This is a genomic window from Chryseobacterium antibioticum (assembly GCF_012927325.1).
GTDB classification, from domain to species: Bacteria; Bacteroidota; Bacteroidia; order Flavobacteriales; family Weeksellaceae; genus Chryseobacterium; species Chryseobacterium antibioticum.
In genome coordinates this window covers 59,358-77,703 of the sequence record NZ_JABBGI010000001.1, presented here as the reverse complement: position 1 = coordinate 77,703, position 18,346 = coordinate 59,358, and the positions used below count along the sequence as shown (strand labels likewise).

General features: G+C 37.7%; 17 protein-coding genes. 7 read left to right on the top strand and 10 right to left on the bottom strand.

Going from position 1 to position 18,346, the window contains the following annotated elements; genetic code table 11:
* The first annotated feature begins 598 nt into the window (after nucleotides 1–598).
* Both HHL23_RS00400 and HHL23_RS00395 read left to right on the top strand, forming a co-directional pair.
* Complete coding sequence (locus HHL23_RS00400; RefSeq protein WP_169232883.1) at nucleotides 599–1,345, top strand: helix-turn-helix domain-containing protein; 747 nt, start codon at nucleotides 599–601, stop codon at nucleotides 1,343–1,345.
* A 118-nt stretch (nucleotides 1,346–1,463) separates the two neighbouring features.
* Complete coding sequence (locus HHL23_RS00395) at nucleotides 1,464–2,747, top strand: alkaline phosphatase family protein (RefSeq protein ID WP_169232882.1); 1,284 nt, start codon at nucleotides 1,464–1,466, stop codon at nucleotides 2,745–2,747.
* Between the two features lie 162 nt (nucleotides 2,748–2,909).
* Here HHL23_RS00395 and HHL23_RS00390 read toward each other — a convergent pair whose 3' ends face one another.
* Nucleotides 2,910–3,788: an NAD(P)H-binding protein gene (locus tag HHL23_RS00390; RefSeq protein WP_169232881.1), complete on the bottom strand. Its 879-nt coding sequence runs from the start codon at nucleotides 3,786–3,788 to the stop codon at nucleotides 2,910–2,912.
* Between the two features lie 79 nt (nucleotides 3,789–3,867).
* On the opposite strand from HHL23_RS00390, the gene HHL23_RS00385 reads away from it, so the two are divergent.
* Nucleotides 3,868–4,227: a winged helix-turn-helix transcriptional regulator gene (locus HHL23_RS00385; protein WP_169232880.1), complete on the top strand. Its 360-nt coding sequence runs from the start codon at nucleotides 3,868–3,870 to the stop codon at nucleotides 4,225–4,227.
* Nucleotides 4,228–4,286: 59 nt separating this feature from the next.
* Here the strand turns inward: HHL23_RS00385 and HHL23_RS00380 are convergent, their stop codons facing one another.
* Nucleotides 4,287–5,339: an NAD(P)-dependent alcohol dehydrogenase gene (locus HHL23_RS00380; protein ID WP_169232879.1), complete on the bottom strand. Its 1,053-nt coding sequence runs from the start codon at nucleotides 5,337–5,339 to the stop codon at nucleotides 4,287–4,289.
* Between the two features lie 182 nt (nucleotides 5,340–5,521).
* Nucleotides 5,522–5,776 (bottom strand): cupin domain-containing protein, encoded by a 255-nt coding sequence (locus tag HHL23_RS22390; RefSeq protein ID WP_228464521.1) that lies wholly within the window; start codon nucleotides 5,774–5,776, stop codon nucleotides 5,522–5,524.
* Between the two features lie 131 nt (nucleotides 5,777–5,907).
* On the opposite strand from HHL23_RS22390, the gene HHL23_RS00370 reads away from it, so the two are divergent.
* On the top strand, nucleotides 5,908–6,810 hold the full coding sequence (locus HHL23_RS00370) for a helix-turn-helix domain-containing protein (RefSeq protein ID WP_169232878.1): 903 nt from the start codon (nucleotides 5,908–5,910) through the stop codon (nucleotides 6,808–6,810).
* 477 nt (nucleotides 6,811–7,287) lie between these two features.
* Here HHL23_RS00370 and HHL23_RS00365 read toward each other — a convergent pair whose 3' ends face one another.
* The 6 genes from HHL23_RS00365 to lpxK all read right to left on the bottom strand — a co-directional run bounded on the left by HHL23_RS00365 (nucleotide 7,288) and on the right by lpxK (nucleotide 13,019).
* Nucleotides 7,288–8,760 carry an alpha-amylase gene (locus tag HHL23_RS00365; RefSeq protein ID WP_169232877.1) on the bottom strand — a complete coding sequence of 491 codons (1,473 nt, stop codon included), beginning with the start codon at nucleotides 8,758–8,760 and terminating at the stop codon, nucleotides 7,288–7,290.
* A gap of 47 nt (nucleotides 8,761–8,807) precedes the next feature.
* Nucleotides 8,808–9,905: a DNA polymerase IV gene (gene dinB / locus HHL23_RS00360; RefSeq protein ID WP_169233056.1), complete on the bottom strand. Its 1,098-nt coding sequence runs from the start codon at nucleotides 9,903–9,905 to the stop codon at nucleotides 8,808–8,810.
* Between the two features lie 217 nt (nucleotides 9,906–10,122).
* Nucleotides 10,123–10,578 carry a GNAT family N-acetyltransferase gene (locus HHL23_RS00355; protein ID WP_169232876.1) on the bottom strand — a complete coding sequence of 152 codons (456 nt, stop codon included), beginning with the start codon at nucleotides 10,576–10,578 and terminating at the stop codon, nucleotides 10,123–10,125.
* A complete protein-coding gene (locus HHL23_RS00350; protein WP_169232875.1) occupies nucleotides 10,578–11,093 on the bottom strand; it encodes a TlpA family protein disulfide reductase in 516 nt (171 codons plus the stop codon). Before HHL23_RS00350 ends, HHL23_RS00355 begins: the two co-directional genes overlap by 1 nt.
* Before the next feature lie 101 nt (nucleotides 11,094–11,194).
* A complete protein-coding gene (locus tag HHL23_RS00345; RefSeq protein WP_169232874.1) occupies nucleotides 11,195–12,010 on the bottom strand; it encodes a purine-nucleoside phosphorylase in 816 nt (271 codons plus the stop codon).
* Entirely contained in the window at nucleotides 11,994–13,019 is a 1,026-nt protein-coding gene (gene lpxK / locus HHL23_RS00340; protein ID WP_169232873.1) for a tetraacyldisaccharide 4'-kinase, read from the bottom strand. Before lpxK ends, HHL23_RS00345 begins: the two co-directional genes overlap by 17 nt.
* 109 nt (nucleotides 13,020–13,128) lie before the next feature.
* Between lpxK and truA the strand changes: the two genes are divergently transcribed.
* The 3 genes from truA to HHL23_RS00325 all read left to right on the top strand — a co-directional run bounded on the left by truA (nucleotide 13,129) and on the right by HHL23_RS00325 (nucleotide 16,418).
* Entirely contained in the window at nucleotides 13,129–13,863 is a 735-nt protein-coding gene (truA, locus tag HHL23_RS00335) for a tRNA pseudouridine(38-40) synthase TruA (protein WP_169232872.1), read from the top strand.
* Between the two features lie 228 nt (nucleotides 13,864–14,091).
* Nucleotides 14,092–14,433: a hypothetical protein gene (locus tag HHL23_RS00330; protein WP_169232871.1), complete on the top strand. Its 342-nt coding sequence runs from the start codon at nucleotides 14,092–14,094 to the stop codon at nucleotides 14,431–14,433.
* Between the two features lie 227 nt (nucleotides 14,434–14,660).
* Nucleotides 14,661–16,418, top strand: a complete 1,758-nt coding sequence (locus tag HHL23_RS00325) for an ABC transporter ATP-binding protein (RefSeq protein WP_169232870.1) — start codon at nucleotides 14,661–14,663, stop codon at nucleotides 16,416–16,418.
* Between the two features lie 67 nt (nucleotides 16,419–16,485).
* On the opposite strand, the gene HHL23_RS00320 is transcribed toward HHL23_RS00325, so the two are convergent.
* Nucleotides 16,486–18,270: a M43 family zinc metalloprotease gene (locus HHL23_RS00320; RefSeq protein ID WP_169232869.1), complete on the bottom strand. Its 1,785-nt coding sequence runs from the start codon at nucleotides 18,268–18,270 to the stop codon at nucleotides 16,486–16,488.
* Nucleotides 18,271–18,346: the final 76 nt, after the last annotated feature.

Genomic DNA, 18,346 nt, shown 5'->3' with positions numbered 1-18,346 from the left:
TTCCATAAACAGATGTTCCTTCGGAAATAAAAATGTTAGCTGTTTGTTATTTTTTTTCTATATTTCTGTTATGTGCTGAATCGTTCCTATCCCGGGCATTTACAAAAAGAAATATTACCAGCATAATGCTGAGCAATATTTTTCTATAGATACCAAGTGTATTCAATTTGTGAGGGATTTGCGAATTATCTATTTTGATTCTACAAAATTACATACCTTAGTAAATCAAAATAATTGAACATGAGTTGATTTTGAATATAAATTTAAAATAAATATATCTCTGTTAATCAATTGTTTGTGTAAAACATAATTGAAAGATAATTATTTGATAGGTTAAAAAATGAGGGATTTATACCTGAGTGAAATCGAAAATCTAAAAAAACATTTTATACATCTGTACATCATTATCATGTGCAGTATTCTTATACTGTACATTATTATTTTCCAATTTTTTATTTACAATGCAACTATAGTGTTGTATCTTACGGGTGGATTAATTATTCTTTCTTACACTTATATTCTGATAAAAGGAAAGTATGCCGCAGACCGAATAATTCATGGATATATGATTATTGCTCCATTGTATAACTTTTACATTATGCTTACTTTTTGGGGTAACTCTATCGGTAATGTTGTTTCTTTATTTCCTCTTCCATTAGTAGCATATGTTTTTTTTCAAAAGAAGCATACTATTCTATATTCTATCTATTTAATCGTAAATATTCTTACTTGTTTTTTAGTATATCAGTATTTTGATCTTACCTTTCCAAAGTATTCTCGTAGTGAAGTTATTATTTCCGATGTATTTCTTTTTGGGTTTAATCTTGTTGTTATCATTTTGTTGCTTGTCTATAATAATAAAATAAATAAGCTTAAGGTCCTGATCGATGTTGAGGATAAGGAATTGATTAATAGTAAGAAAGAGAATACCAAAACCCCTATTCTGCAAAAAACAGCTGAAAATGGAGTTATTAACGATGAGACGGCTGAAAAGCTATTTAAAGAACTGGAAAGTATGATGAGGAATGATAAAATGTTTCAAAAAACAAATTTGAACATATCCATGCTAAGTACTTCTTTAAATGTCAATTATACATATCTCTCCAAGATAATCCGCTGCAAAGGATACCAGAATTTTAGTAATTACTTAAATGTACACAGGATTAATTATGTGAAAAAGCTTATTGATGAAAGCAACTTACAGAAGCTAACCTTAATGTATATTTATACAGAAGCTGGATTTTCTAACCAAGCTACTTTCAATAGAGTTTTTAAACAGATAGAAGGAATTACGCCGAGTGAATATATTAGTCAGATAGGGAAGAAAGAATCAGAAGAGACTTAAACCTGTAAGAACAACATTTTATTTAAAACACATTCTAAAAATTGTTTTTAATGATTTTTTAACCCATTAAACTTTCATCTCAGGTTTCGACACAGTAACTTTGCTGAAAATTTCTATAATGAAGCGAGGACTGCATTTTTTACTGCTTATTTTTTCTTTAACACTTTTTGCACAGAAAGCACCGGTTGATACTGCTCAGGTTATCATTCCCAACCGTTATAACAGTGTTGATGCACAGACGAAACCTTATGTGATCATGATCTCAACGGATGGCTTCCGTTATGATTATGCTAAAAAATACAATGCGGAGAACCTTTTAAAACTTTCCGGTGGGGGAGTTCAGGCCAAAGCCATGATTCCCAGTTATCCAAGCATCACTTTTCCTAATCACTGGAGTCTGATTACCGGCCTATACCCATCACATCACGGCTTGATCGATAATTTTTTCTATGATTATAAGAGAAAAGAATTCTATGCCATGAGTGATAAAAAAAATGCAGAAGACGGAAGCTGGTATGGTGGAGTTCCTCTTTGGGGATTGGCTGAAAAACAGGGAATGGTTTCGGCTTCGCTAATGTGGGTAGGTTCTGCAAGTGATGCCGGAGGAAAAAGACCCACTTACTATTATCCGTATCATGAAAAATTCACTCCCGCTGAAAAAGTTGATAAAGTAATTGATTGGCTGAAATTACCGATGGATAAAAGGCCTCATTTTATTTCCTTATATTTTCCTGAGGTTGATGGAAGCGGACATCACTTCGGGCCGGAAGCCAAAGAAACAGAAGATGCAGTTCATTTAATAGATCATGCAATAGGCGATTTAGTTCAGAAAATCAATGGTTTAGGATTGAAAAACGTAAACTTCGTTTTTGTTTCGGACCACGGAATGATCAAAGTAGACGGTGGCAGCCCGTTAGAAATTCCTGCCATCCTCTTTAATAAAGACAGATTTGATTTTTATAACTCTCAGACATTATTAAGAGTTGTAGTGAAAAATCCGACAGAGGTTAAATCAGTGTATCAGGAACTTAAAGCCGGAAAAACAGACGATTACGAAGTGTATTTAGATAAAAGGCTTCCTAAATATTTGCATTTCGGTACCAAAGACGATCAGTACCAGAGAATAGGCCAGATCCTTCTTATTCCAAAAGCTCCAAAAATATTTTTGGAAAAAGGAAAGAAAACATCAGTCGGAAAGCATGGCTACAATGCAAGACTTGTTCCCGAAATGAAAGCTACATTTTTGGCCTGGGGCCCGGAATTTAAAAATAACGTAGTTGTTGAAGAGTTTTCGAATGTCAATGTATATCCATTAGTCGCTGAAATATTAGGTTTGAAAATAGAACAGCCTATCGATGGAAAACTTAAAGTTTTAAAAGAAACGTTGAAGGAGAAAAAATAAATTGAGGTTGAAATTGATCTCTAAAACTTACAAAATAGTTTAAAATTATAGTTTCGGCGCACCGCAGGTGCGCCGAAACTTTTTTATAGAAACTTTAAAGTAAAAACTGAATCGACGTAGATTAAGTTTCAGTCTTGAATTTTTGTTTTAAGACCAAACAAATTAATATTTAGAAGCAAATTCTTTCGCAAACTCTTCCAATTTAATCTTGCCATCAACAGGTGAACCCTGTTCGATAAAATCGGCCTGAACGACTCCCGTTCTGATTCCTTTACCCATCTCAACATATAAATGAGCCATTTCTTCAGGAAGTCCTGCCTGCTTCATTCCGTCTAGTGACTGCGCATCCGTAAATTCAACCCAGGGTAGTTCTGAATTTCCGACTGCTGAACCCAAAACCACAGCAAAATCAGAGGCTTTACGCACATCGCTTACAATATACCGGATATTTTTACCTGTTGAGGTTTTCACTAATTCTTCAGCAGCAACTTTAGCAATATCAGCAGGATGAACCAGAGGAATACTTATATTCCCTGAATAGTTTCCGCCGATAATTCCCGCGTTTTTAATCAATGGAATATCATTAAAGAAATTAATATAAAAATATCCTGCTCTTAGAAAGGTCACAGAAGTATTTTCCAGCTCATTATATAATTTTTCGATGTGATGAAGTCCTGCAATAGGACCGTTCTCAACAGGAGAATCTGCTCCTACGCTGCTTAACATCACGATTCTTTTTACCCCTGTTTTTTTTGCAGCTTCAGCGTAATTTTCACCTGCTTTAATGGTGTTTTTAATGATATTACTTTCGCCCATGATCGGTGGAGTCATCGCAAATACAGCATCTGCTCCCTCAAATGTTTTTGTAAGAAAATCCAGATCATTAATAGAACCGATGGCAGCTTTTGCTCCTAATGATTCGATCTCTTCTTTTTTAGAATCACTGCTGCTGATGACAGTAATATCATGGCCTTCTGCAATTAATTGCTGTGCTAATGGTTTTGCGGTGTTCCCTAAAGAACCTGTTACAATAATTTTCATAATAAATGTTGTTTATTTTCTGATACAAAGTTATATTTGTACTTACTTTTATACAAGTACTTACCCTAAAGTATGTATCATGACAGCAATTAAAGAGAGTTCTACGATTCAGCAGAACAGAAAAAGCATATTAGAACATTGCCCTGTAATGTATGTAATGGAAAAAATAGGTGGTTTTTGGAAACCTATTATTCTGTTTAATCTTTCAACAGGAGGGAAAAGATACAGCGAATTAAAAAGAGCTATACCTGAAGTAACAGAAAAAATGCTGATCCAGCATCTTAAACAGTTAGAAGCTGACGGATTAATTATAAGAACAGCAAAACCGGTAGTTCCTCCGCATGTTACCTATGAATTGAGTAAAGCAGGCCTCAAATTGGCTCCGGTAATTGATGCGATGGCAGACTGGGCTTTTCAGGATATGAAAAAGGCCTATTAGTATAAATAAAAAAGACTCTTCCAAAGTGAAGAGTCTTTTTTTATTCAAGTCTGAAAATCTTACAGAGACTTCATGTCGATAACGAAACGGTACCTTACATCGCTTTTCAGCATTCTTTCATATGCTTCATTGATCTCCTGCATTTTTATGATCTCAATTTCAGAAACAATATTGTGTTCGCCGCAGAAATTCAGCATTTCCTGAGTTTCAGCAATACCTCCGATTAAAGAAGCCGCTACAGATCTTCTTCCCATGATCATAGGAACTGTATTTAAGATAGGCTCTAAACCGCCTAAATATCCTACTAAAACTAATGTTCCGCTGATATTTAAAGTGGCAACATAAGGATTTACATCATGTACATAAGGGACAGTATCAATAATGACATCGAATTTTCCTTTTACAGAGTTCATATGCTCTTCATCTGTTGAAATAACAACGTGGTCTGCACCCAATTGTTTTGCATCTTCCGTTTTCCCCGGAGTTCTGGAGAATAAAGTAACTTCAGCTCCTAGACCTTTTGCTAATTTAATGGCCATATGTCCCAGTCCGCCCAAACCTACAACAGCAACTTTAGAGTTCGGCCCAACATTCCAGTGTCTCAATGGAGACCATGTCGTAATTCCTGCGCAGAGAAGCGGTGCTACAGCAGCCAGAGCCAGATTTTCCGGCACTCTTAAAACGAAGCTTTCATCTACAACTACTTTCTCAGAATATCCGCCAAAAGTATGGCCTCCCAAATGCTTGTCTTTTCCATTATATGTTCCTGTAAATCCATTGAGACAGTATTGCTCAAGATCCTGCTTACAGCTGTCGCAGTGTCCGCATGAATCTACCATGCATCCTACTGCAGCTAGGTCTCCCACTTTAAATTTAGTGACTTCATTTCCTATTTTCGTAATTCTGCCTACGATCTCATGACCGGGAACAGCAGGATACATTGTTCCGCCCCAGTCATTACGGGCTGTATGAAGATCAGAGTGGCATACTCCGCAGTATAGAATGTCAATTTCTATGTCTGTGGGTGTAGTTTCTCTTCTTTCGATATTCATTTCTTTCAGGTCTGCTGTGGTAGACTCAGCTCCGTAGGCTTTTACTGTTAATGTGCTCATTGGTTTATTTGATTTAAGTTAATTAAGTTTAGTTATAAATTGTTGTATTCCTCGTCATTTACCGGTTCCAGCCATTCCACAATACCGTTTTGCGTATTGGGATTAATCGCTATATGTGCGAATTCACTATCTGGAGCAGCGTCATGCCAGTGGATGATATGGGGAAGAATATTTACGACATCTCACGCATGTAATACCTGAGCCGGTTTTCCTTTTTCCTGATAAAATCCGGTTCCTGAAGTTACGATTAAAATCTGGCCACCACCGTGAGAATGCCAGTTATTTCTGCATCCGGGCTCAAAAATAACATTTCCGATCTGGCAGTTCAGATCATCTTCGTTGGGCTTTAGAATCTGCACCCATGCTGTTCCTCCGGAGAAGTAAGCTTCAGGGGCTTTTTCTCCTTTTGGAAAAATGTTTGTATTCAATGTTTCCATAACGGTACAAAATTCGATACTTTTAAATAAACACAGCTTATACAGATTACCGAAATACCTACCAATTTTACAGACATCCTATACAGTACGTGAGAAAGTGGTAATTTTGAATAAGATTAAAAAGACAGTCTATGGAAGATCAGGAAGTTGAGAAAGTGAAGAGTGTTTCAGATTACAATAAAATGGTTAATAATGAAACGCTACATCCGCTGGTAAGTGTAGTAGATTTTTCAAAATCTGATCCTATTTGCCAGTACAGAAGAACATATACCTTTTATACTGTTTTTCTGAAAGATGTCATTTGCGGTGATATGCATTACGGCAAACACAGCTACGACTATCAGGAAGGAACGCTGGTCTTCATTGCTCCGGGGCAGGTGAGTGGAGTAACCAACGATGGAAAGTCAATACAGCCCGGTGGATATGCATTGCTGTTTCACCCTGATCTGATCAAAGGAACCAATCTCGGCAAAAATATCAATGATTATAGTTTCTTTTCCTATGACGTTCACGAAGCTTTGCATCTCTCAGAAAAAGAAAGAGAAATTGTTTTAGAATGTTTTAAAAACATAAGACTTGAACTCGAACAATCCATTGATAAGCATAGCAAATCATTGATTGTGAACAATATTGAACTGTTCTTAAACTACTGTATGCGTTTCTATGACCGTCAGTTTATTACCAGAGATCATATCAATCAGGGCGTGATTGGAAAGTTTGAAAACCTGGTAGATGATTATTTTAAATCGGATAATCCTAAAAATATAGGTTTCCCGATGGTCAATTACTTTGCCGAAAAACTGAACCTTTCTGCTAATTACTTCGGCGACCTGATCAAAAAAGAATTAGGGGTTTCCGCTCAGGAATTTATTCACAATAAACTGATCGATGCTGCGAAGGAACAGATCTTGAATCCATCAAAATCCATCAGTGAAATTTCTTATGATCTCGGATTTAAATACCCGCAACATTTCACAAGATTATTCAAAGCCAAAGTAGGCGTTTCTCCAAGTGAATATAAAACACTAAACTGATCATTTTAAAACACAGATAACAGAAAGCATCACGTTCAATATGTTGACATTTTAAAATTGAAGTACAATAAAATCTAAAATTCCTACCCCGAAAGTAATTTACTATACTATTGTTTTTGCTGTGAACTATGTAGCCTTATTTAGGTGTTTGATTGTATTTATTAATTGATTTGTAGTATTTTATGTATATTTAGTTAACCAAATCTTAAAACATATTAACTATGAAAACAAAAAAACATCTGAACGCACGAAAACTTAACAGGCAAGAGCTTAAGAACCTAAAAGGAGGCGACATCCACCGTGACAAGGTATGCTGTACTTCCAATGAGGACGGCTATTGTTGTGAATGGGCAAGCGATATATGGAATTGCCGGTATATCAATTGCTAAGGCATAGATGATATGGGTAAATCCTTTCAGGCATACATGAACAGAAGAGTAATCCTCCGGTCATGTATGCTTTTTTCATTTCTCAGAATTATTTACTGATCCATACACTTACATTTCCTGCCGGAACCGGGAAATTTCCCCATCCGTTTTCATCGATGGTTACTTTTTCCTTACTCCTTTTTAGCAGATCATAGAATTCTTTTCCGGAATAGCATTTCCCCATTTCCATTGGTTTACTGTATGCTTCTTTATTGCTGAGAACCACGGCACATCCGGAATGTTCATCATCACCTTCACGCGTCCAGCCGAGACAGTTAGCATCTTCAAAATAATCTCTCTGTGTTCCGTAAGCATGATCCTTTCTTGCTTTAAGAAGTTCTTCAATGCCATCTACTTTCTCAAGGAAAATTTCCTGGTCATTCCCATCTCTGCCTTTGTCTGTATAATGAGCTCCATAAAGGTCAGGATAAAAGACACAGGGATATCCATTCTCACGAAGCAAAATAAGGGCATAGGCTAATGGTTTGAACCATGCTTCCACCGGAGCTTCAAGGTCCTGCAGAGGTTGGGTATCATGATTATCCACAAGACTTACAGAATGCATAGGATCTGCCTGTGTAAGGGTTTCATCAAAAATTCTCCGGAGATCATAAGAACCGCCTTCGTTGGAAGCCGTGTGGAAATTGTTCTGAAGAGAACTGTCAAAAAGGCTCATGCATCCTTCCGTTACTTCAATATATTTCTGAAGAAGATTCAGCTGTCCCGGAGCCCAGTATTCTCCGACTGCAAAGATGTTTTTCCCTGAATTGGAGCGGAGCATCGTTAGCCATTCCTTGTAAAAATCAAATGAAATGTGTTTTAAGGCATCCAGTCTTACTCCATCAAAATCAGTCAGTTTGAAATACCACTCCGCCCAGGTGTTGAGTTCTTCACGAACAAAAGGATTCCGGTGTTCGATGTCGTTATACATCAGATAATCGTAATTTCCTTTCTCATCGTCAATCATCTCTTCCCAGTCATTACCATACTCAGATTGGATCTTAAAAATATGGGACTCCATACCTTCAGCATAATCTACACCACTGAAACAGGTGAAATTCCATTCAAAATCAGAATATTTTTTTCCTCTTCCCGGAAATGTAAATTTGGTATAAGATTCTATTTCCATGACGTCGGAGATCATTTTTTCCCGGTTGTTTTCGTCTACTTTTACCGCTTTAAATTTCTCCAGTTCATCGCCGCCGCCTTTATGCCCAAGAACGATATCAACGATGATGTCTATATTTTGTTTTTTTAAAGCTTTAATGGCTTTCAGATAATCATGATGAGTACCATATTTGGTAGGAAGGCTTCCTTTCTGGTCAAACTCTCCAAGGTCGTACAGATCATAAGCATCATAGCCTACTGAGTAGCCTCCGTTCGTTCCTTTATAGGCGGGGGGAAACCAAACCGAGGTAATTCCTAATTTTGCCAGATGGGAGGCCTGTTTTTCTGCTTCTTTCCATAACTTTCCATTTCCTTCAGAATACCAGTGGAAAAATTGAATTATCGTCGTGCTCATAGGTTGTGATTTGGTTGGTTCTCTACAAGATAGTGAAAATTTTTCAGCTATTGATTGTCAAACTCTTCGAACGGGATCTTTAGTTGAATGGACACTTGCTTTTTCTCCTCTGTGTTGAGGTGCGAGAGGGACAGACCCAATAATCTTACGGGTTTATCGAAAGGCCTAAGTTCCCAGAGTTTTTTTCCGGTGTTGAAATACTGCTCAGGAGAAGTGAAATAGTCTTCCTTCGTAAAGCTTCTGGTGAAAAGGGAAAAATCTTTGTATTTGATTTTTAAAGTTAAAGCTCTTCCAAGGATATTATTCTTTTGCAACCGTTGATGAAGTTCCTGGCTCAGATGTTCCAGTTTTTCATTGATCTCCTGATCATCAAACAGATCTTCAAAAAAGGTTCTTTCTACAGCGACGCTTTTCTGGATGCGATGAGGTTTTACTTCAGAATTATGAATACCACGCACAACATTGTAATAATAACCTCCCGATTTCCCAAAAAGCCGGACCAGCTCTTCTATCGATCTTTTCTTTAAATCTTTTCCTTTATAAATCCCTAGGCTGAACATTTTATTAGCCGTAACTTTTCCTACACCATAAAATTTTTCAACGGGAAGCTCTTCAAGAAAACCTTCAATTCGATCAGGATGAATGGTCTTTTGCCCATTCGGTTTATTGATGTCGGAAGCTACTTTTGCCAGAAATTTATTCACAGAAATTCCCGCAGAAGCGGTAAGACCCGTCTGTTCAAATATTTTCTGACGGATCTCCTTGGCGATCTGATTGGCAGATTCTATATCTTTTTTATTTTCCGTAACATCAAGATAGGCTTCATCCAAAGAAAGAGGTTCTACCAAATCTGTATATTCATGAAAAATTTCCCGGATCTGTTTTGATATTTCTTTATAGCGCGCAAAGCGGGGAGGAACAAAAATAATATGCGGACATTTCTCCTTGGCCGTTTTACTAGGCATCGCAGAACGTACACCGTATTTCCTTGCTTCATAGCTCGCAGCTGAAACCACACCACGGTGCTCTCCTCCTACGGCGATAGGCTTTCCCTTGAGTGACGGATCATCATGTTGCTCTACAGAAGCATAAAATGCATCCATATCGACATGAATTATTTTACGGGTGGGAAAAGACGAATCCATACCGCAAAGATATGGATTCATTTATTTTGAATTAAATTCTATTCTATATAAATGCGGTTGGAAGCTGGAAGAAGGAGGCTGGAAGTTACTGTTGGTCAATAATTTTAAACAGTTCCCCTGAAATTGGAGAATTATGTTTAAAAAAATGAGTAAAACTTTGCGGTGGCTCTGATTTTGGACTGCAATAACTTTCCTCTTCCGGCTTCAAACTTCATTATTATGTTTTCATTCTCATCGTAACGAGCAATGATTCAAAGCCTGCTTTTTCATAAGCTTTTACAGCAGACTCATTTTCTGCATACACATCCAGCCTTATTTCAGAAATATCTTTAGACTTTGCCCAGCTTACCAATTCATCAAGAATCAGCTTGTTAACTCCCTTTCCTCTATGTTCAGGCTTTACATACATAAAACCTAGGTAAGCATATTGGTCGAAATTAGAATAATTATTGTCCGGTTTTTTAACCTTTGCATACCCGGAAGCAATGATTTCATGATCCTCTTCCGTGACCAGTACTAAGGAATCCTCAGATTGTACCAAATGAAGCAAATCATAATAGTGAATCTCCCCATCCTTAAGTGTACTGTTAAACGGTCTTTCTGCAGTAACAATTCCCTGCTCGAATTCTAAAAGGACCTCCAGATCCTGTTCTGTAGCTTCTCTTGTAATCATTATTTCAAAAGACGGTTTATGGTTTCCTGGATCTCCGGATCTTCCGGTGAAATAGCGTAATATTTTGCAATAGAAGACTTTTGGTCCACAACCATATATCTTGGAATCCAGTTCAGGTCAATATAGTTGTTGAAATCATTTTTCCATCCTGAAGCAAACCAATAGTTATCCTTGTCTTTCATATTGAATCTGTCCAGGCTTTTGTTAAAACCTTCTTTTGATCTTTCCAGTGACAGAAATACGAAATCTACATTGGGATTGTTTTTCTCAAGTTCTTCAGCTTTTGGAAGCGCTTTTAAACAGTCTCTGCACCATCCGGCCCAGAAATCAATCACTAAAACTTTTCCTTTATGGTGATCCAGAATTTGCTGGATGGTCATATTTTTACCTTCCTCATCTTCCAGCTTTTGTGCTAAAGCCTCTTTGGAGAAACTGGTTTTGAGTACTTTAGGTTGCTGCTGCGAATAGCCCAGTCCGAAAAGACTGATCATAAAAATTAATGCTAACTTTTTCATTCTTTCAATTTCGTATACAAATCTAAACAATGAAACGCAATTGGAGATTGATTTCTTATGAATTAGGAAAAATTTATGAGATTGAAAATTTCTATGATGATTTACTGATAGTCTTTAACCAGACCTTTCACCACAGCGATCACATTCGGCATGGCTTTGTTGGCTGCATTCAGAACTTCTTCGTGGGAAACGGCAAAAGCAATGTCTGGTCCGCCAAGATCTGTAATTACGGAAATACAGAAAGCATCCATACCCATATGTTTGGCCACAATGACTTCAGGAACGGTACTCATTCCTACCATATCGCCACCCATGGCTTTGATCATTCCGTATTCAGCCGGTGTTTCAAAAGTCGGGCCCTGTAAAGCGACATAAACGCCCTGATGAATTTTAATATTGTTTTCAGAAGCAGCTTTTTCAGCGACTTTGATCATTTTTTTGTTATACGGTTCGCTCATGTCCACAAAACGCGGTCCGAACGATTCAATATTTTTGCCACGAAGCGGATGTTCAGGCATCATATTGATATGGTCTTTTAAAATAACGATATCTGCAACACGGTAAGCCGGATTGACACCTCCGCAAGCATTGGAAAGGATGAGGTTTTTAATACCCAGCAGATGAAAAACTCTTATGGGAAAAGTTACTGTTTCCATAGAATGGCCTTCGTAATAATGAAAACGTCCGCTCATCATCAGGACTTTTTTGCCTTCTAGGATTCCATAAATTAATTTTCCGCCATGTCCAACGACAGTCGTTTGTGGAAAGTTAGGGATTTCAGGGTATTCTAAAATATGGATGGCTTTTACTTCATCCTGTAGTTTTCCCAGCCCGGATCCTAAAATGATCGCGAAATCTGGTGTTTCTTTGATAATAGCTTTAATGAAATCGGCGGTCTGCTTAATTTTTTCTAACATAATCTAAGATGATTTGATTGAATTCTTCCTTTTTATCAATAACGACATTGATAGGCCAGTAGTAAACAATTTCTCTAAGATAATCAAAAGTTTTCAGACGTACATAATCTTTCTCCGTAGTCAGGATCAGTTTGTACTCCCCTAATTTTCTATATTCTGCAATGATCTTTTTAATGTCATCATCTGTAAAATTATGGTGGTCTCTGAATTTTAAATGCTTAACCCGCTGTGAGAATTTCACCAAATGCTCAAGAAGAGGTTTGGGATTGGCGATTCCAGTGATCAGGAGGATGTCATAGTAATTTAGGTTGTTGTCCGGAAGCATTTTGTCTCTTCCGTACACATTTTCGTCATAACCGATGGATGAAAAGAATACTTTTTGGTTGTAGGAAGGTCTTATCCTTGAAATATAATACCGTTTGGTTTCTTCGGTAAGCTCATCAGGACATTTGCTGACCATAATGATATCTGCTCTTTTTGAACCGTTCCTGGATTCTCTCAAGTCTCCGGCCGGAAGAAGATGATCTTTAAAATAAGGATCATTAAAATCCGTCATCAGAATATTAAACCCAGCTTTGATTGCTCTGTGCTGTAAAGCATCATCAAGAACAAGGACATCAAGGTCCATATCAGCGATCACTTTTTGGGCTCCGGGCACTCGTTCCTCTGAAACGGCAATGACGAAACGGTTTTTGAAACGCTCAAAAAGCTGCATGGCTTCATCGCCCACTACTTTGTAATTGCTTTCATAATTCGTTACTTCGTAGCCCTTGCTCAGTCTTCCATATCCGCGCGAAAGCACTCCTGTCCTGTAATGTTTGGACAGGTATTGGGCAAGATACATCACCATAGGCGATTTTCCGCTTCCGCCCACAGAAAGGTTCCCGACATTGATTATCGGGGTCTTGAACTTAGTTGTCTTAAGAACTCCCAGATCATACATTGTGTTTCGGATACCCGTTACCAAATGATAACCAAGGGAAAAAGGATAAAGGTACCATCTTTTCATACGTTTGCAAAAATAGGAATTTTCGTAAGGATTTTGTGTAATATTCTCAAAGACTTTTCAATAAATATTTCATTAAATTAAAGTATTTTTGTGGAGTTATTTTAATACATTGAGATACTTTATAGAATTTTCTTACAACGGGAAAAATTATTTCGGTTACCAGATACAGCCGGACGCCATTTCTGTACAGGAAGAGCTGGAAAAAGCGCTTTCCACCATATTACGGGAAGAGATCAAAACAACAGGTGCCGGACGAACGGATACCGGTGTTCATGCCAAAAAAATATTTGCCCATTTCGATACAGAGAAAGAGGTGGATGTGCTTAATCTTCCTTATAAACTGAACAGTTTCCTGCCGCCTGATATCTCCATTAAAAAAATGTTTCAGGTAAAAGATGATTTCCACGCCCGTTTCGATGCGACGTACAGAACGTATGAGTATTATATTTCTCTCGCAAAAAATCCCTTTACCCAGGAATCTGCATGGCAACACTGGAAAAGACCGCTGGATATTCACAAAATGAATGAAGCCTGCAAGATCCTGTTTGAATATGAGGATTTTACAAGTTTTGCGAAATTAAAGACGGACAACAAAACCAACATCTGCAAAATGTACAAAGCAGAGTGGGAACAGGATGGGACAGAACTTAAGTTTACGGTTTCCGCCAACCGTTTCCTCAGAAATATGGTCCGTGCTATCGTAGGAACCATGGTAGAAATAGGAAGCGGTAAAATAAACCCCGAAGATCTGCGTAAAATTATCGAAGATAAACACAGAAATGCTGCAGGAACCTCTGCTCCGGGTCACGGATTGTTTCTTGTGGATGTAGGATATGAATTTTAGTCAGGAGAAAACCAGACCCCATCTAATCATTCAGAGTTTCTGTATACTATTCTGTTTGTTCACAATACAGAAAAATTTATTATTTTAGCAGGATAACTATTTCCATGAAAAGATTCTTTAAATCCCCTTTCTTTAGCATAAAGTGTTCTTTGGTGGAAATAGAAAAGTACTAAACGTATGATGAATTCAGGATAGGCCTGAATTTTCTGCTATTATAAAACACGAATTATGTTATCAATTTTTATTCTTATCGGAGCGTACCGTTATTACGCACAGCTTGCTGAAAGGTTCGGGAAAACAAAATGGCACTATGGCCTTTTAGCAATTGGAGTATACCTGGGAACTCAACTGTTCTTTGGGTTCTCTTACGGAATTTATAAAGGAATTACAGATCCTGCTTCCCTTGACGGAGTAAACTATACTGGTTTTTCTGTAATCAATATCATCAGCTGGATCATTTCCATTGCGGCGGTATATGGAGTGTATCATCTTCTTAAAAAGAGATTTATGAAGGAAAACGTTAATAAACCTTCTCTGGAAATTGAAAAGATTGGAGATAAAGATTTATAAATAGCAGATGGCTGAGCTTCCAAAAGCTACTGGATATATTGGTTTCCAGTGCCTCAGCCAACTGTCATACTCACTTATCTGTTTATGGAAATCCACCAAAATATATTCATATTGTAAATAACCGTTATCTGGAATTTTCTATGACGATTTGATGAACTTGTAAAGGCTGTCAAATTATAAAGTCTTATTTTTGCATAGAATTTTAAATTCTTTCTTCAACTCGTACAATGAAAAAACAAGATACCTGGGGGATTGTTAAGAGGTTATTTTTTATTGGAATGAAATTCCGTTCCTGGTTCATCCTTACTTTAATAATTTCCGTCATACTGTCCATAGTTTCTACGTATAGACCTTATCTTACCATGCAGGTGGTAGACAATGATATCACCAAGCTGAAGGATAATGCTTTGATGATGAAGCATATCTACATCCTTGTCGGTCTGGTTTTTGCTGAAACTATTTTAAACTTTTTCTTAGTTTATTTTTCAAACTATATTTCGCAGAACGTGATCCGTGACATTCGGGAGAGACTGTATGCGAAGCTGATTTATTTCAGAACATCATTTTTTGATAAAACGCCTATCGGACAGCTTGTAACCCGCGCTGTAGGTGATGTAGAGACGATTGCAACGGTTTATACGGATGGTTTCCTGATGGTTTTCGGGGATATCCTGAGAATTGTATTCGTCTTGATCATGATGTTCAGTACGAATGTCCATCTGAGTTATATTACTTTGGCGATCCTTCCTTTAATGGTGATGATTACGAGATTTTTCCAGAAAAGACTGAAAAAAGCTTTCGGTGATGAAAGAACCTGGACAGCCAATCAAAACTCTTTTGTTCAGGAAAGACTGGCGGGAATGTCCATTATTCAGGTGTTCAACAGACAGGATGCTGAGTTTAAAAAATTTGATGATATTAATATCACCCTGAAAACTGCTTTACTGAGAACGGTTTTCATCTTCTCCTTATTCTTTCCTGTTGTAGAACTGATCTCCTCATTATTCATCGGGTTTATCCTGTTTTATGGAGGGTATATTACGATCAGTGCCGGTGTTGTTATCGCATTTATTCAGTATATCTCAATGCTGATCCGTCCGTTGAGACAGATTGCGGACCGTTTCAATAATATCCAGAGAGGTATTGTGGGCGCAGAAAGAGTATTGGGTGTTATGGATGAAGATTATGCCATGCCGAATACAGGAATTGTGAAGAAGGATCATTTTGACGGTAAAATTGAATTCGAAAACGTTCGTTTTGCTTATGATGATAAACAGGAAGTCCTGAAAGGAATTGATTTTAAAGTAAACCCCGGGGAAACAGTTGCCATAGTGGGGGCTACAGGTGCCGGTAAATCTACGATCATCAGTCTTATCACCAGGCTTTATGATATTAATTCCGGCAGAATTGTGATTGATGATGTTGAGGTAAAAGATTATGAACTCTATAACCTGAGAAGTCATATCGGTGTAGTGTTGCAGGATGTATTCCTTTTCCATGGAAGTATCTTTGAAAACCTTGCCTTTGGTGATGAGAGCGTTACTTTGGAAAAAATAAAAGCAGGAGCCAAAGAAATTGAAGTAGACCAGTTTATCGAGCAGCTTCCGGGTGGCTATGATTTTGTGGTAAGCGAAAGAGGTTCCTCTATTTCTCTAGGACAGAGACAATTATTGTCTTTCCTTAGAGCTTATTTATCAGATCCTAAAATTCTGATTTTGGATGAAGCTACTTCTTCCATAGATCATGAAAGTGAGAAACTGATCCAGAGAGCCACGGAAAAGATTACTAAAAACAGAACTTCAATTATCATTGCCCACAGACTTTCCACCATCGAAAAGGCAGATAAAATTATTGTTATGGAGCATGGGAAAATAGTGGAAGAAGGAAAACATTTGGAGCTTCTTGACAAGAACGGATATTATTCAACGCTTTACAAAGCCCAGCTGAGACACGAAGTAGAACTGGAAGAAGAACAGCAATCATAATCAATTGATTATATATAAAAACAAAAAGAGAGCCGTTGAGCTCTCTTTTCCATTTGAATGGGGTTTCTTAAAATTTTAATTTCTTAGTGACTACTTTTCCGTTTTCCAGAACCACAGCTACTGTTAAGATCGTATTCTTTTCGTTGACAGGGAATCTGAATTCAGACGATTTTATATCTGTCCTGCTGGTAAGTAGCCTTCCCGAAGCATCGTAGATATGCAGTGTGGAGATTTTCAGGTCACTTTTAACATATACAGAATTTTCGTCTTTCGTAATCTCTGTGGTATTTTTCTTACCTGTATTTTCTACAGATAATACAGTCTGGCGGTCAATGATCACTGAATAATCTTCTACCTGCCCGTATTTTGGAGTAGAACAAGCGGTAACTGCTGTTCCGTTAAATTCTCCAATCACTCTCATTCTTAAAGGAATATTGGCAACGGCACTTGCCGGCGGAGTTACCGATGCCGTAGCAACAGAACCGCTGCTGATCCCGCTTTGATTAAGCACAAGTTCCGTAGTTTCATTGAATTGCCCGTCGTTATTATAATCGATATAAGCTTTTATAATATGGGCATTGCTTGTTCCTGGTGCAACAGTAAGCGCAGTTGCTGTATTGGATGGAATATTGGTTTTTGATACGCCAGAACAGTAGTTTCCGGTAAAGTTTTCGTAAAAATTATTAGAAGCCTGTTTGTAATTAGCCGAGTAATTATTGATGTTGGCAAATTTCACAGAAGTGACACCGATGTTGAAGTTTCCAGGATTCGTCATGGAAGTAGGAGTACAAGTTGCTGTTAAAACAGAGCTGTTGTTAGGAGTTGTGGAAGAAGCCACAGGTGAGTTGATTAAAGACTGTCTGTATTGCAACAGCTGTGCGGTGGCTCTGTCTGCCTGTCCTAGTGTAAACAGGTTTCTGAAACAGTAGGTATAAGCCATAACATTTTTCTCTCCGCCAGCGTATATTTGGGTAGTACAAGGATTGATTTGCCCTGTTTGGCAGCTACTTGGAACAGAAGAGTGGTAAAGACTTTTCATCGGTTCAGTATCACATACAAGATCTCCCTGAAGCGTGCAGTCGGTATTGGTAGGGCAGGCTCCTGTAGATTCAGTGTAGCCTTCATGAGTATGACGTAAACCAAGGGCATGCCCGAATTCATGGGCTAAAGTTTGTGCATTGACTGCAGAAGCATTGGTAGACATGAAAGAATAATCATTACTGCCTCCCGGATAATAAGCAAATCCGTTTAATCCCCCTGAGTTGGAAGTCAGTTTTTTAACCACATAAATATTGTAATACTTGCTGGTATCCCACATTCCTAAAGCGGTGATTTCAGAAGCCGTTACCGCATTGGTCGTATTGTCATTATTGACTCCGCCGCTTACATATTTAGGTAGATGGGAAGCATTGATCCTGTTGATTCCGTTTGTGGTATTACAGCTGGGGTCTACTTTGGCAAAAACAAATTTTACAGGGAGTATCGCACTGGTTCCGGACATTCCGCTGGAAGCATTTCCCGAAAATACACCGTTGGTATAATTAACCCATGCTATAATATCTGCATCAGATTTGTTATTGACGGTTCCAATAGCACTTCCGTCGCCTACCACATGGACAACGACAGGAATTTCATAGACCTGTTTTTTATTTAAAGTGTTGGAAAATTTCCCGCTTTTGATCAGTTTTGATAATTCTAAATTAAAGGCATCATCCTGAGCTTTCTGTTCCGGATACCTTTCATAGTGCTTTCGCATCAATTCATCGGTTCCACACTCCTGGAATTCGACCTTCTGTGAGTAAAAATTGGAGCAGGCTAAGCCTGAAACAATGATTAGTAATAGTCTTTTCATAATATTATATTATTAAGGTTGTAGGTGTGTTAAAAATAAATAAAATAAATAATAAATCGTTATTTTTTATGATGTA